The organism is Kocuria sp. HSID17590, from assembly GCF_003989485.1.
GTDB classification, from domain to species: Bacteria; Actinomycetota; Actinomycetes; order Actinomycetales; family Micrococcaceae; genus Kocuria; species Kocuria salsicia.
Map to the genome: position 1 here is coordinate 32,925 of NZ_RBMB01000027.1, position 15,509 is coordinate 48,433.

At 69.6% G+C, this 15,509-nt stretch carries 8 protein-coding genes; 4 read left to right on the plus strand and 4 right to left on the minus strand.

All coding sequences use genetic code 11. The features are described 5' to 3' along the window. Window positions 1–5 precede the first annotated feature (5 nt). Entirely contained in the window at window positions 6–302 is a 297-nt protein-coding gene (locus D8M39_RS09830) for a hypothetical protein (RefSeq protein ID WP_126874927.1), read from the plus strand. A 219-nt stretch (window positions 303–521) separates the two neighbouring features. Here the strand turns inward: D8M39_RS09830 and D8M39_RS09835 are convergent, their stop codons facing one another. From D8M39_RS09835 to D8M39_RS09850, 4 genes are all read right to left on the minus strand, one after another. Beyond that, entirely contained in the window at window positions 522–2,102 is a 1,581-nt protein-coding gene (locus D8M39_RS09835) for a GMC family oxidoreductase (protein ID WP_126874928.1), read from the minus strand. A 176-nt stretch (window positions 2,103–2,278) separates the two neighbouring features. Continuing rightward, window positions 2,279–3,772, minus strand: a complete 1,494-nt coding sequence (locus D8M39_RS09840; RefSeq protein ID WP_126874929.1) for an aldehyde dehydrogenase family protein — start codon at window positions 3,770–3,772, stop codon at window positions 2,279–2,281. Next, the gene (gene betT / locus D8M39_RS09845) at window positions 3,769–5,799 is read right to left on the minus strand and encodes a choline BCCT transporter BetT (RefSeq protein ID WP_238694041.1); all 2,031 of its coding nucleotides are present in this window, start codon (window positions 5,797–5,799) and stop codon (window positions 3,769–3,771) included. The genes D8M39_RS09840 and betT overlap by 4 nt, the downstream gene beginning before the upstream one ends. A gap of 441 nt (window positions 5,800–6,240) precedes the next feature. Then, window positions 6,241–9,366 carry a hypothetical protein gene (locus D8M39_RS09850; RefSeq protein WP_094393549.1) on the minus strand — a complete coding sequence of 1,042 codons (3,126 nt, stop codon included), beginning with the start codon at window positions 9,364–9,366 and terminating at the stop codon, window positions 6,241–6,243. Window positions 9,367–9,538: 172 nt separating this feature from the next. Between D8M39_RS09850 and D8M39_RS09855 the strand changes: the two genes are divergently transcribed. From D8M39_RS09855 to purU, 3 genes are all read left to right on the plus strand, one after another. Beyond that, window positions 9,539–12,529: a DEAD/DEAH box helicase gene (locus D8M39_RS09855; protein WP_055083453.1), complete on the plus strand. Its 2,991-nt coding sequence runs from the start codon at window positions 9,539–9,541 to the stop codon at window positions 12,527–12,529. A 60-nt stretch (window positions 12,530–12,589) separates the two neighbouring features. After that, on the plus strand, window positions 12,590–13,744 hold the full coding sequence (locus D8M39_RS09860; RefSeq protein ID WP_055083450.1) for a VIT1/CCC1 family protein: 1,155 nt from the start codon (window positions 12,590–12,592) through the stop codon (window positions 13,742–13,744). A gap of 726 nt (window positions 13,745–14,470) precedes the next feature. Next, window positions 14,471–15,343, plus strand: coding sequence for a formyltetrahydrofolate deformylase (purU, locus tag D8M39_RS09865; protein ID WP_055083448.1), 873 nt, complete (start codon window positions 14,471–14,473; stop codon window positions 15,341–15,343). Window positions 15,344–15,509 lie beyond the last annotated feature (166 nt).

A 15,509-nucleotide genomic window follows, 5' to 3' on the forward strand; every position in this document is an offset into this window, starting at 1 on the left:
AGAACATGAACACCGCAGCACAGACACCCCCGCAAGCTCCCGAAGCGAGCAACGAGTCCCGCGAGCAGTGGGTGGACGTCACCGTCAACGCGGACCCCGTCCGCCACGTCGTCGCCCTCACTGGATCGGACGGCACCCCCCACGAGTACTTCGCGGACGACGTCCGCGAGCTCGCCCTGGCCACCCAGCACACCAAGGGCCGCGGCCAGTGGTGCGCCAAGTACCGCAGGCTCCTGGTCCCGGGTGCGTCCCGCGTGACCGGTGGCGCCTCCTTCTACAAGCTGGAGCCCATGCCGGCCTGAGCCGCGGCTGCGCACCCAGCACAGAGGGCGGGCCCGGCGCGTGAACCACGCGCGGGGCCCGCCCCTTCTCATGTACCTGTGCTCATCAGAGTCGGTGCCGCGAAGATCTCGTGCCCCATGGAGCCGGCACTTCCCGGGCCCCTCCCACAAGGAGAGGCGCACCCGTGCCGGAAGCCGGCAGAGACGCCCGCAGCGGGTCGCGTCGGGCCCTGGCCCCGACTACTCGCCGGCGCGCTCCTCGCGGATCAGCTCCGCGGCGCGCTCGCCGATCATGTAGACGGTGATGTTCGGGTTCACCGTGACGAGCTCCGGCATCACCGAGGCGTCCGCGACCCGCAACCCGCTGACGCCCTTGACCCGCAGCTGCGGATCCAGGGGCGAGTCCGCGTCCGTGGCCGGGCCCATGCGGCACGAGCCCGCCGGGTGGTACACGGTGTTGTGGGTGCGGCGGATGTAGTCCGCGATCTCCTCGTCGCTCTGGACATCCTCTCCGGGGAACAGCTCCCGGCCGGCCCACTGCGAGAGCCCGTTCTGGGAGACGATCTCGCGGGCCCGGCGGATGCCCGCAGTCATGATCCGCATGTCGTAGCCCTCGGGGTCGGTGAAGTAGCGCGGGTCCACGCGGGGCTTGTCCCGGAAGTCACGCGTGCGCAGCCGCACGGTGCCGCGGGAGCGGGCGTGCGTGACGTTCGGGGTGAGGCAGAACGCGTTGTCCGCCGTGGGGTAGCCCTGCCGGTAGGTGTGCATGTCGAAGTTCACGCTGCCGTAGTGCATCATCAGGTCCGGGCGGTCCAGGCCCCCGTCCACCTGGTCGAAGATCCCGATCTCCCACCACTGGGTGGAGTCTTCCACCATGGGCTTCTTCGCCTCCCACTGGATGACCGCCTCCGGGTGGTCCTGCAGGTGCGAGCCCACGCCCGGAGAGTCCACGAGCACGTCCACGCCCACCTCGGACAGGTGCTCGGCGGGGCCGATGCCCGAGAGCATCAGCAGCTTGGGGGTGTCGATCGCACCCGCCGAGACGACCACCTCGCGCCGGGCGGAGATCCTGTGAGCCTTGCCGAACGCGTTGTCCGTGACCTCCACACCGGTGGCGCGGCGGTTCTCGTCGAAGAGCACGCGCTTGACCTGCGTGCCGGTGAGGATCGTGAGATTCTCCCGGTCCTGCGCGGGGTGCAGGTAGCTGACGGAGGAGGACGAGCGGGTGCCGTCCTCCCGCGCGCTGATCTGGAAGAAGCTCGCACCCTGCGTCACGGTCTTGCCGGTGTTGAAGTCCGCGCGCGGGATCCCGGCCTGCTCGGCCGCGTCCAGTAGAGCGACGCCGCACGGGTCCACCGCGGGCACGTTGCGCAGCCGCACGGGCCCGTCGTGGCCGTGGTGAGCGCCCAGGTCCTCGTTGTTCTCGAGCTTCTGGTAGAGCCGGAACGCCATCTCCGAGTTCCAGTCCTCCAGCCCGTAGACGGACTCCCACTCGTCCAGGTCCTCCGACGGCGCCCAGAAGGCGATGCACGAGTTGTGGGACGAGCAACCGCCCAGCACCTTCGCGCGGGCCATGCGCATGAAGGAGTTGCCGTTCTCCTGTTCCTCGAGCGGGTAGTCCCAGTCGTGGCCGGACCCCAGCAGCTCCATCCAGCGGTTGAGCTGCAGGATCTCCGGGTAGCCGGAGTCGTGGTCCCCGGCCTCGAGCAGTGCCACGGTGACGTCCGGGTCCTCGCTCAGCCGAGCGGCGACCACCGCTCCCGCGGATCCTGCGCCCACGACCACGTAGTCGTACTCGGCGATGGGGTTCTTCTCACTCATGTGTTCTCCGTTCGGTGGGTGCCCGACGCCGTGGGCGCTCCCGCGCGGCGGCGGTGCGCACGCGGCGTCGTCGGCGGTGACTCGTGTCCCCGCCGCGCCGGGCCGGAACCCGGCGCGGCGGGGAGGAGCTCAGTGGTGCTGAGCTCCGTGTGACGAACCTCGGTGGAGCGCGGCGCTCAGTGCTGTGGGAACCACCCGGTCACCGCGGGGCGGATGTTCTGGTAGACGTGCTTGGTCTCCTGGTACTCTCCCAGCCCGTCGTGGCCGAGCTCGCGGCCCACGCCGGACTGCTTCATGCCGCCCCACTCCGCCTGCGGCAGGTAGGGGTGGAAGTCGTTGATCCACACGGTGCCGTGGCGCAGCCTCCCGGCCACACGCTGGGACTTGCCCGCGTCCTGGGTCCACACTGCACCGGCGAGGCCGTAGTGGGTGTCGTTGGCGATCGCCACGGCCTCCTCCTCGGTGCGGAAGGTCTCCACGGTCACGGTGGGGCCAAAGGCCTCATCGTGCACGCAGTCCATGTCCGGGGTACAGTTGTCGATCACCGTGGGCAGGTAGAAGAAGCCGTCTTCCAGCTGCAGGGAGCCGTCCGCGGAGGGGCCCTCCGCGAACCGGCCACCGCAGCGGATCCGGGCGCCCTGCTCACGAGCGTGCTCCACGTAGGCGTGCACCTTCTCGCGGTGGGCCTCGGAGATCAGGGCACCGGTCTCGGCCTTCTCGTCGAACGGCCCGCCCAGCAGGATGGCCTCCGCGCGCGCAGCGAGGTCGCCCACGAACTGTTCGGCGATGGACTCCTCGACCACCAGGCGTGCGCCGGCGGAGCAGACCTGCCCGGAGTGCACGAAGGCGGCGTTGAGAGCGTTGTCAAGCGCAGCGTCGTAGTCGGCGTCCGCGAAGACCACGTTCGGGTTCTTCCCGCCCAGCTCCAGCGCCACCTTCTTCACGGTCGTGGCGGCCTCTCGGGCGATCACCCTGCCCGTGACGAGTCCGCCCGTGAAGGAGACGAGGTCCACGCGCGAGTCCGAGGACAGCGGCGCCCCGGCCTGGGCGCCCGCGCCGAGCACCAGGTTGGCCACGCCCGCGGGCAGCTCGAGCTCCTCGAGCACCTGCATCATGAGGATGGCCGTGTGCGGGGTGAGCTCGGCGGGCTTGAGGACGAACGTGTTGCCTGCGGCCAGAGCCGGGGCGATCTTCCACGCGGCCTGCAGCAGCGGGTAGTTCCAGGGGGTGATCAGCCCGCACACACCCACAGGCTCGTGCACCACGCGGCTGACGACGTCCGGGTTCCCGGCGTCGACGACGCGCCCGGCGTCGTCGGCCGCGATCTTGCCGAAGTACTCGAAGCAGTCCGCAATGTCGGACATGTCCTGGCGGGACTCCTCGATGCGCTTGCCGGTGTCGAGGGACTCCGCGCGGGCGAACTCCTCGGCGCGCTCGCGCAGCCGGGCGGCCACGCGCAGCACAAAGCTGCCGCGCTCCCCCGCAGGCACGTCCGACCAGCGGCCGTCGTCGAACGCCCCACGGGCGGCGGCAATCGCGCGCTCGGTGTCCTCGGCAGTGGCCTCGGCGACGACGGCCACCTCAGTGCCGTCCGCCGGGCAGTGGATGGTGCGGGTGCCGCCCTGCAGGGCGGGGACCCACTGGCCGTCGATGTACAGGGTGTTGCTCATGCGTCGTCCTCCTTGGTCGGTGTGACCTCCAGCTCGGACGTCGGGAGTCCGATCTGGGTGCTTCCGGGGTGGTCGTGGTTGAGTCGGATGAATTCGAGATGGCGCTCGTAGCAGTCCAGGGCGTCGTTGATGAGCTGCTCGGACGTGTACCCCAGGACGTCGTAGCCCAGGGAACCCGTGGCCGTGAAGACCTCCAGGCGGTAGTACTGGTCAGAGTCCGGGTTGGTGCGGAAGCCACCGAAACCCGGGGTGGGGAAGGCCACCGGATGCACCCGGTAGACGAAGTCCCGTTCCGGTGCCAGGTCCACGTGCAGGCACACCTGCTCCACGGCCGGGTGGCCCTCGGCGGGCTTCGCCTGCACCGTGACGCCCACTCCGGTCTCGCGGATCTCGTCCGCAAACGTGGTCAGTGCGGGTACGACAACGTCGCGCGCGTAGCGCTGGGCTGCGCGGGCACCCGGGTAGCTGCCCAGCCGGGAGAGCCGGGAGCGCCAGTGGGTGTCCCGCCCGGTGCGACCCGCCACGGCAGAACGGCTGGCCACCGCGCCCGAGGCCGCGGAGCTGACCTCCACGCGCAGCGAACGCCACAGCCCCACCATGATGAGGTACATGACCACCGAGAACGGCAGGCCCATGATGAGGGTCGCGTTCTGCAGGGTGCTCACGCCGCCCACCAGCAGCATGGCCAGTGTCAGCACGCCGGTGCTCACGGCCCAGAACACGCGCAGCCACTTGGGACCGTCCTGGTTGGGGTCCTCGATCCGGGACGTGAAGTTGCTCATGACCAGGGCCCCGGAGTCCGCGGACGTCACGTAGAACAGCAGACCGGTGAATGTGGCGATCGAGGCCGCCACGGTGGCGCCGGGGTACTGCTCGAGCAGCGAGTAGAAGGCCCGCTCGGGGGTGTTCATGGCCACCTCACCGAAGGCCCTGTTGCCGCCCACCACGAGGTCCAGGGCGGAGTTCCCGAAGATCGAGATCCACAGCAGGATGAACGCGAACGGAACTGTCATGGTGCCCAGCACGAACTGGCGCAGGGTGCGCCCGCGGGAGATCCGGGCAAGGAAGAGCCCCACGAACGGCGCCCAGGCGATCCACCAGGCCCAGAAGAACAGCGTCCAGGCGCTCATCCACTCCTGCGGCGCCTCGAATGCAAACGTGTTCAGCGTCATCCCGGGGAACTGGGAGATGAAGTCCCCGATGTTCATCACGATCGAGTCCAGCAGGAACGCGGTGCGCCCGGTGACCAGGACGTAGAGCATGAGCCCAATGGCCAGCAAAATGTTCAGCTCGGAGAGCCGTCTGATGCCCTTGTCCACGCCGGAGACGCACGAGACCACGGCCATGCCCACGCCCAGCGCGATCAGCGCGGACTGCACGGCGAGGTTCTCGGGCACGCCGAACAGGGACTTGAGCCCGTAGTTGAGCTGCACCACGCCGATGCCCAGGGACGTGGCCACACCGAAGACCGTGCCCAGCAGGGCGGCGGTGTCCACCGCGTCCCCCGCGACCCCGTGGATCCGCTTGCCCAGCAGGGGGTAGAGCGCAGAGCGGATGCTCAGGGGCATCCCGAAGCGGTAGGCGAAGTAGCCGAAGGCCATCCCCATAAGCGCATACATGGCCCACCCGGTGATCCCGTAGTGAAACAGCGTCCACACGACCGCCTGGCGCGCGGCCTCGAGGCTCTCCCCCTCGCCCGTGGGCGGCGCCAGGTACTGGCTGACCGGTTCGGAGACGGAGAAGAACATCAGGTCCACGCCGATGCCCGCGGCGAAGAGCATCGCTGTCCAGGTGAACATGTTGAACTCGGGCCGCGCGTGGTCCGGCCCCATGCGCACGGTGCCCCCGCGGCTTGCGGCCACCATGATCACGAAGACAATCACGAGGGTGGCGGTGAGGATGTAGAACCAGCCGAGGCGCGAACCCACCCACGCGACCACCCCGCCGATCACGGTCTCCGCGTGCTCCGGAGCCATGATGGCCCACACGGACAGCGCCACGATGGCTGTTCCAGCCGCGATCAGCACCCGCCAGTTGATCGGAAGCCGCGGCTCGGCATCGGCCGATGCGGACTGCCCCGGTTGCGCGGGTCGATCTGGCTGCGGGGGCCGATCTGGCCGCGCTCGTCGATCCGGCTTCACCGTGGTGTGGGCGCGGCTCGCGGAGGATCCGGCAGGCTGCGGAGGTGTGGTCGAGGATTCACTCATGGAAGGGTCCACATATCTGGGCCGGACGCGGGCGACCCGGGGTCGAGACGTCGTGTTACCGCACGGTAGTCCGCTGCGGCCCTCCCACTGTAGGGCAGTCGCACGCGAACGGCACATCGCGCGCTGGAGCTCCGGACCCGCCGAGCGGGCGGCACGCGGAGGCTGCACGGTGCCGCTCGGGGGACAGCACAGGAGCCACCCGGTGCCGTTTGGGGCCGCTGCGGGTCCCCGGACGGCACGGACGAGACGGCACCGGACGGTTCACCCCAGCAGCTTGGCCACCAGCGTGTGGGCGAACTCCGGGGAGATGTCCCCGTAGTTCAGGGAGAAGTCCTCGTCCACGAGCGTGGGCAGCAGCCCCGAGCACAGCACCGCGGCCCGCCCGTAGAGCCCCGGCAGCGCGGCTCCGATGGGCACTGAGAGCAGCCGCAGCTCGGGGTCGTAGCTCACGAGCGCCACTCCGGTCTCGCGTGCCACCACGTGCTTGCCGAGGTTCGAGGACACGGACCGGGCGTGGCCGGAAGCGACATCCTCGGCGGTGCGGTACGCGTAGCGCGTCTTGTGGTGGTGGTTGATCCGGTACAGCCCCGGCTGGTTGCGGTCCTCGGTGTGCTCCCATGTGGCGTCCTGCGGCACGAACCTCTCCGCCACGCCGTTGTACTGCATCTCCCGCAACGGCAGCTGCGCGATCACGGAGGAGAGCGGGGGCAGGGTCTCGAGCATCACGGGCCCGGCATCGAAGACCACGTCGCACATGCCGCTGGGCAGTGCCCGGCTCAGGACATCGAGGTCCACGTCCTGGAGCATCGTGGTGGCGTGATCCTCCGGGGAGAGCACGACGACGTCCCCGCCCTGTGCCGCCACAGCCGCGGTGACGGCGTCCTCCTGCTCCGTCTTCCACCCGCCCGTGAGCAGCACGGAGCCGTCCACGAGCTGAGTGAGCGCGGGCGAGCACACCTGCCAGCGGCGGGCCGTCCAGTTCTCGTCCCGGATCACCTCCAGGAACCCGAGGGCCTGCAGGTGGCCCACGAACCACTCTTCGAAGCGCTCGGAGTCCTCCAGCTGACGCGCCACGATGGACAGGCTCGAGCGCTTGCCGCCGCCCAGGAACGTGAGGGCGTCCTTCAGCGGCGCCCACGAGCCGGGGTACTCACCCTCGTCCGGGCCGATGAACTGCAGCGCCTCCACGGAACCGGTCTGGCCCACCGCGGAGAGCTTCGTCAGCCGCCCGGGGTAGCGCTTGGTCAGACCGCAGAACTTGCAGCGCCCGAAGACCCACGCGGCCTTCGCCTTCGGATCCATCGGGGGAAGGACCACCTTGTGCTTGCCGGTAACCATGCAGGAGACGTCCGGCGCGGCGGGCAGCTCGTTGCTGCGCTCCGGGAACATCTGGCCCTCGGCGGACTCCCAGCCCGGGACCTCGGGCACCTCGGCGGTCGCGGCGTCGTCGTCCTGCCCCCAGGGGTCCATGTTGTCGAAGGAGCCCTGGACGTACTCGTCCGGGAGCTCGTCCCGGGTGACGGCGGTGACGGGCCACAGTGGCTCCTGCGCCACGTGCACCATCTCGCCCTCGTAGCCCAGCGAGCGCTGCGTGATGTAGTACGAGCTGTCCCTCACACGGAACTCGAGGCGCTGCTTGACGGTGCGCCCGGCACGCAGCACGAGCGTGTAGTCGTTGGGCTTCAGGCGCCCGTCCGGCAGCGCGAGCTCGGTGCGTCCCAGGCTCACCTGGAAGGGGGGCACGCGCGACGGGGTCAGCTTGGTGCTCACGAGCTTGAACGAGTGCGGGTTGCGCCACTCGCACTCGACCGACAGGGGGTCGTCACTGTCGGAGGTCACGGTCAGCTGCGGTGGGCGCAGTGCCGAGAAACGGTCCACGTCACCGGGGATCCGCAGGCCGCCGGAGAGTGTCATGGCAGGCACCAGTCGCGGGACGAGCGCCGAGAAGTTGTCGTTCACTGTCAGGGCGGGGTCCCCGGCACGCAGCACCTGGACGTCGTCGAACAGCACCCAGCCCTCCGCCACGCCATTCTCGCCCGGGCCCACCACGCGGTAGTCCGGCGACGCGGAGTCGTCCAGGATCGCGCGGATCTGCTCCACCCATTCCGGCTCGTTGCGCACCATGATCCGGCACGGCCACGCGGCGGGCACGTGGTCCACGGACAGGAAGGTGTCCGAGTAGGCGTCCTTGGCGAAGACGACGACGGGGCGTGGGTTGCGCGTGAGCGTCAGCTCCCCCGCCGTGACGGTGAGCTGCCCGGAGAGCAGCGTGTCGCTGGTCATGCGGGCGCTGTACGCGGAGATGCCGAGGAAGGCGTCTCCGATGTAGGACAGGAACATCGTGCGCGGCCCGGCGGTGGTCGCGAGGTCAACCTCGCGTCCCGGGACGAGCCGCTTGGGCACCACGAAGCCCAGCTCGTACACGGGGTTGCCCACGTAGTCCGTACCGTCCGAGAGGGACAGCTCCGGGCTGCGCGTGCCGAGGTGGCGCGTGCCGCGAGTGGCCGCCGCGGCGTCGTCGTCCGGAGCAGACTCCCACGCGGCCAGCTGGGCCAGCGCCACCTGCAGGGCGGGATCGCGCGTGAGCGGGTTGGACCAGATGCTGCGCATGCTCCTGGACACGTCCGTGTCCGCGATGTCGAGCCAGAAGTCGATGTAGATGCCCAGCTCACCCGCGCTGAGGCCCTGCGCCGTGGTCAGCTCGAGGTCCTCGAAGACCTGGTGCAGCTGGCGCAGCTCCGAGGGCCCGAACAGCGTCTGGGAGAGCGCGAGACCCACCGGGCGGTGGTTGACGGCGTACGCCGAGGGCAGGCCCAGCTGGCCGTCGAAGGCCTCGAGCCAGTAGCGCAGCGCGTCCCAGTAGGTCTCGGAGTCCTTGCGCACGGACGCCTCGAGCGCCTTGACGTTGTCCTGCCCGGCCTGCAGCAGCACCGCGAGCGGGAGGTAGAAGCTGGACACGGACTTCTTGCCCGTGCGGGCCGCGAGCGCGGACATGTGCCGGCCCGCCAGTGAGAGCAGTGCGAGCAGCGCCACGATGGGCGGAGGGCCGATCTTCGTGAGGTCCTCGAGCTGGCGCCGGGACATCCGGTACCAGACCTCGGTGAGCTTGTTGAAGGCGTCGAACACGGAGCGGCGGGAGCCGTCCGTGACGAGCAGGGGCGTCACGGAGTCTGCGAGCGCACGCAGGGTCGAGGGGCCGTCCAGCCCGAACTCCGAGCCGATCTGCTCGAGCATCTTCTCGTCCAGGTCCAGCTGGACGAGGTCCCCCGCGCGCCTGGGGCCGAAGAACGCGCGCGCCACGGCGTCGTTCCAGCGCAGGTACTCGACCTCCTGGGGTCCGGATGCAATTGCGTGGTCCCCAGTGTGGAAACCGGCAGCGTCAGCCACAAATCCTCCGTCTGCGCCGTACGGCGCTCGGTCATCGTCACAGTCGTCCCAATTATAGGTTCCCGGCGGCCACGCGCTCACGGGCCGCCCGCCCGTCCCCGGAAGGGCCGATGCCGCGGGCGCGCGCCGTGCGTGCCCGCCCGGCGTCGGGCCGGACGGTACGGTAGACGCCATGGTTGGTGCTGCGCAGTTCCCGGACGCCCCTCTGCCCGGTGCGGATCCGGACTGGCGCAGCGAGCTGTCCCTCATCGTGCCCCGCTCCGGCGGGGGCAGGGTCGTCGCGGACCCGGACTCCGGTCCCGCCGCGGCGCTCGAGCTCGACCTCGTCCGCGTGCAGAACCGGGCCCCGAAGGCGTGGCAGAAATCACCCGGGGAGATCCCTCTGACTCTCTCCGCGAGGCCCGTGGTGCGGGGACGCCGCGGCTGGGTGCGCTCCGGGATCGACTGGTCGAACCTGGGCTCCAACGCCCGTTCCGGCGTGCTCGACGACGACCAGCTGGACTGGTTCGAGGAGCTGAGGACGCTCGCTGAGTCCCACCGCGGCAGCTACGCCGCGGACCGCTACCAGCTGCGCCTGGAGCGCTACACCTCACCCCTGCTGTGGCCGCTGCTCGCGCGCGCCGAGGCCCTCGGCATCCCGCTGGTCTCCCGGGGCACGGGTGCCCCCGTGGTCCTGGACCCCGCGGGCCGCTTCGAGGTCCGCGTGGACCCGGGCGAGAACGGGGAGCTGCGCCTGCACCCGCAGGTCGTGGTGGGCGAGAAGGAGATCCCCCTGCGCTGGACGCGGATCATCGGCCACCCCGGCCACGGCCTCTTCTACCCGCAGGCGACCCCCGAGGCCCTCGACGCCGCGGAGGACCTCAACCAGTTCCCGTTGCACCTCGTGGCGCTCGGCACGCGCCTGAACCAGCAGCAGCGCTCGTTCCTGGACCGCGCCGAGACGTTGACGGTGCCGCAGGAAGGAGTGGAGGAGTTCTTCGAGAGCTACTTCCCGCGCCTGCACCAGAGCATGCACGTGACCGCCGGGGAGGAGTCCCTGGTGCTGCCGCAGGTCGCGGACCCCGAGTTCGTACTCACCCTCCACCACGACGACCTCACCGAGCGTGTCGAGTGGGAGTGGGAGTACCAGAAGGGCCGCGAACGGGTGCGGCTGCCGTTCAGGCCCCTGGACCCGCTGGGGGACGAGGCTGTGGCGCGGGAGTCCGGCTGGGAGTCCTCCATGGTCCAGGCGGTGCACCGCAGGATCCCGGACCTCGACTTCCGGCGTGGCTCCTACGCCGCCGAGGATGCACTCACGCTGCTGCGCACCTGGCTCCCCCAGTTGCGCAGGATCCCGGACCTGCGTATCGAAGAGACCGGCGGGCGCCCCGCCTACGAGGAGGTCAACGAGCCCACGCAGATCACGGTCTCCACGGCGCCCACCGAGCACCACGACTGGTTCGGGCTGGGAGTGACCGTCCGCGTGGGCGAGCATTACCTGCCGTTCTCCGAGATCTTCCAGGCCCTGGACCGCGGCCAGGACGTCATGCTGCTGCCGGACGGCTCCTACTTCTCCCTGGACCGTCCTGAGTTCATCCGATTGCGGGAGCTGATCGCCGAGGCCCGGACCCTGCAGGAGGACAAGGGTGGACCCCTGAGCCTTAACCGGTACCAGAGCAGCCTGTGGGAGCAGTTCGAGGAGCTGGCCACGGACACCGAGCAGGCCGAGCAGTGGCGCACCGGCGTGCGCGCCCTCGCGCACCTTGACGAGATCCCCTCTCCGCCGGTGCCCCCGCAGCTGCAGGCCACGCTGCGCCCGTACCAGTACGAGGGGTTCCGCTGGCTGAGCTTCCTGTGGGACCACGACCTCGGCGGGATCCTCGCGGACGACATGGGCCTCGGGAAGACCGTGCAGACCATCGCGGCCGTCCTGCGCGCTGTGGAGCGGGACCCGGACCTCCCGCCGTACCTGGTGGTCGCCCCCACCTCCGTGGTGGCCAACTGGTCCGCAGAGCTGCGCCGCTTCGCCCCCTCCCTGAGCACCACGGTGCTCACGAGCACCAAGGACTCGGTGACCGACGCCGCGGCGCACTCCCACGTGGTGCTCACCTCCTACGCGCTGCTGCGCCTGGACGCCGAGGCCTACCAGGACGTGGACTGGGCCGGAGTGGTCATGGACGAGGCCCAGTTCGTGAAAAATCCGCGGACCAAGGCCTACCGCGCGGTCAAGAACCTGCGAGCCCGCACCCGCCTCGCCATCACGGGCACCCCCATGGAGAACAGCCTGTCCGAGCTGTGGTCCCTCCTCTCCCTCACCGCTGCGGGCCTGTTCCCCTCGCGCAAGCAGTTCACGGAGCACTACCAGCGGCCCATCGAGCGCGCCATGGACTCAGACGCCCTGGCCAGGCTGCGGGCCCGGCTGCGCCCGTTCATGCTGCGGCGCACCAAGGCGGACGTGGACCTGCAGCTGCCCCCCAAGCTCGAGCACGTGCTGCCGGTGGGTCTGAACCCGGAGCACCGTGCCGCCTACGACCGCAGGCTGCAGCGCGAGCGCGCCAAGATCCTGGGGCTGCTGCGGGACTTCGACCGCAACAGGTTCACCATCTTCCAGTCGCTCACCACGCTGCGGATGCTCGCGCTGGACCCAGCGCTCGTGGACCCCGAGTCCACCGCGGCGTCCTCCAAGCTGGACGTGCTCTTCGAGCAGCTTCCGCAGCTCGTCCAGGAAGGCCACCGGCCACTCGTGTTCAGCCAGTTCACCAGCTTCCTGAAGATCGTCGCGGACCGTCTGGACGAGGCCGGGATCGCATACGCCTACCTGGACGGCAGCACCCGGGACCGTGCGGGCGCCCTCGAGACGTTCCGCAGCGGCCGCGCCCCCGTGTTCCTCGTGAGCCTCAAGGCCGGCGGCTTCGGCATCAACCTCACCGAGGCGGACTACTGCTACCTCCTGGACCCGTGGTGGAACCCCGCCGCGGAGAACCAGGCGGTGGACCGCACCCACCGGATCGGGCAGACCAAGAAGGTCATGGTCTACCGGATGGTCGCGGAGAACACGATCGAGGAGAAGGTCATGGAGCTGAAGACCCGCAAGGCAGACCTCTTCAGCGCCGTGCTCGACGACGAGCGCGTGTTCTCCGCAACCCTGAACGCGGACGACATCCGCTCGCTCGTCGGAGTCTGAGCCGGCAAGTTCGGGCTCCCGAAAGCACCTCCCGCGGCCCCGCGCGTAGGATCCCCAGTCATGCCACGAACCACCACGCCGTCGTCCACGCCGCCCGAGACCCACGAGCCGACTCCCACCCAGATCCGCCGCTGGCGCCACTACCTCGCGGACGAGCTCGCGGAGGCCGCCACCTACGAGCACCTGGCCCGCCACAGCTCCGGGCGCCACGCTGAGATCCTGCACAGCGTGGCGGAGGGCGAGGGCCGCCACGCGGAGCACTGGCGCCGACTGCTCGGACCCCACGCGGAGAAGACCGTGCGCCCGGCACTGCAGGCGCAGCTGCTGATGTTCCTGGCCAAGCACGTGGGCTCCGTCTTCGTGCTCGCCCTGCTGCAGCGCGCCGAGTCCCGTTCCCCGTACCGGGAGGACCCGGACGCCACCGACGCCATGGCGGCGGACGAGGCCGTGCACGAGGAGATCATCCGGGCACTCGCCACGGACGGCCGCACCCGGCTGTCCGGGAACTTCCGCGCGGCGGTGTTCGGCGCGAACGACGGCCTGGTCTCGAACCTCGCGCTCGTGATGGGCGTGGGCGCCACGGGCACCTCGAGCTCCATGGTGCTCTTCTCCGGGGTGGCCGGCCTGCTCGCCGGCGCGCTGTCCATGGGCGCGGGCGAGTTCGTGTCCGTGCGCTCCCAGCGCGAGCTCCTGGACGCCTCGCAGCCCACGCAGGTCACGCTGGAGGTGGCACCCTCCCTGGACCTCGATGCGAACGAGCTCACCCTGATCTACCGGGCCCGTGGCATGAGCGAGGAGGCCGCCGAGCACCGCGCGGCAGAGCGTCTCGGCTACCACGACTGCGACTGCGACCCCTCGCTGTCCTTCCAGGACGAGCGGGCGCGGCTCGCGCTGGCCACGGACGACGACGCCCCGGCCGCGGGGGAGAACCAGGCCCTCGGCACGGACCTGGGTGCGGCGGCCTCCAGCTTCTGCTTCTTCGCCTCCGGCGCCATCATCCCGATCCTCCCGTACCTGTTCGGCCTGAGCGGCTGGGTGGCGATGGCCGTGGGCATGGCACTCGTGGGCCTGGCGCTGCTGGTGACTGGCGGATTCGTGGGCCTGCTCTCCGGCGCCTCTCCGCTTAAGCGGGGACTGAGGCAACTCGGGATCGGCTACGGCGCGGCAGTGGCCACCTACCTGCTGGGGCTGGCGTTCAACACGGGGACCGCCTGAAACGGTCTCGCCGCTTCGCGCGGGCTACCACCTCCCGCTTGTCCCCTCTAGTGCCCACATTTTTATCAGTTATCCAGGGCATAGGTCAGTCTTCGCCTTCGCTAATCATGTCCGGCCGAAAAGATCTGATCGTTTGCCCTAGTCAGAGGCCTATTGAGCCGGAAAATGGTCGCCGCGAGCCCCCTCCGCGATATCACACTGCGAGTTGGCAGAAAGTGTATGCAAAATCACAAGCTCCGAGTAATCTGAGAAATTCGGATATTCTGAGGGCGTGGTTCTACGAACCACCGCAACGGGAGACTTCGCGCAGGGAAATCGCCACACCTGCACTGGGGGGTGCACTGTGGCAGATGCTGTGCGTCGGTAGCCGCTCAGCCCACGGCTTGATCCCGTTGAGGCGTTATCGCCTGCCGGTGGCCGCTGGTTCTCTGACAGAGGCGCACCTCTCCCCGCGCCGGACGGGCTCCTACCGTCCGCTCTCGCGGCCACCGGTCGACAACGCCCCCGCGGCTCCCCGAAGGGCCGGTTTCTTGGGGCCCACAAGCATCCCGAGACACGTCATCATCCCACCGACGGGCAGAGCACCGAATCGGGCAGGTCCCGGAATGGGCAGCCGCCCGGGACGCGCGAGGTCCGGGGGACGATAGGATCAGCTGCGGCCGCGCCACCGGACGAGTGGTCTGACGAGCCGCACCGTGACCCACCCTGACCCAGGAGCATCCCCTCATGTCTGCCCAGACGGCCGCGCCCGACGAGCACATCCTGACCGCCCACTGCCCCGAGGCGTACGGCCTTGTCAGCGCCGTGGCCTCCAACCTCACCGGCCAGGGATGCGACATCTTCGACGTCAAGCACTTCTCCGACCGCCACAACAACGAGTTCTTCATCCGCTGCCACACGATCAGCGAGCCCGGGACAGTGACCACGGAGTCGCTCATCGAGGGCTTCCGCCCCGTGGCGGAGAAGCACCGGATGGACTTCCGATTGGTGGATGCGCGCAAGAAGACCAGGGTTCTCGTGATGGTCTCCAAGATCTCGCACTGCCTCGTGGACCTGCTGCACCGCGCCCACGTGGGCTCCCTGCCCGTGGAGATCGTAGCGGTGGTGTCCAACCACACGGACCTGCGCCCGCTCGTGGACCTCTACGAGGTGCCGTTCCACCACGTTCCCGTCACCCGGGACACCAAGCCCCGGGCGGAGACCCAGCTGCTCGAGTTCGTGGACGCCTACGACGCCGAGCTGGTGGTCCTCGCCCGCTACATGCAGATCCTCTCGGACGAGCTCACCCAGCAGCTCACCGGGCGTTGCATCAACATCCACCACTCGTTCCTGCCCTCGTTCAAGGGTGCCAAGCCCTATCACCAGGCGTACGAGCGCGGCGTGAAGATGGTGGGGGCCACCGCCCACTACGTCACCCCGGACCTCGACGAGGGCCCCATCATCGCCCAGCGTGTGATCCCCGTGGACCACGCCCACGCCCCGGAAGACCTTGTGGCGGTGGGCTCCGAGGCGGAGACCCAGGCCCTGTCCCGCGCAGTGAAGTGGCACACCGAAGGCCGCGTGGTGGTCTCCGGCAACCGCACCATCGTGCTCGCCTGAGCCGTTCCACAGACGAACGACGCCGCTCCCCACCGAGGTGGCAGTTTCTAGTGGTCCTCGCAACGCCCTGAATTTTTGGGGAGTTGCGAGGACCATGGCGTCTCATGAGGTGAAGGACGCGTTCTTCCAGGCACTGGAGCATCTGGAGGGCAGCATCACTGCTGCC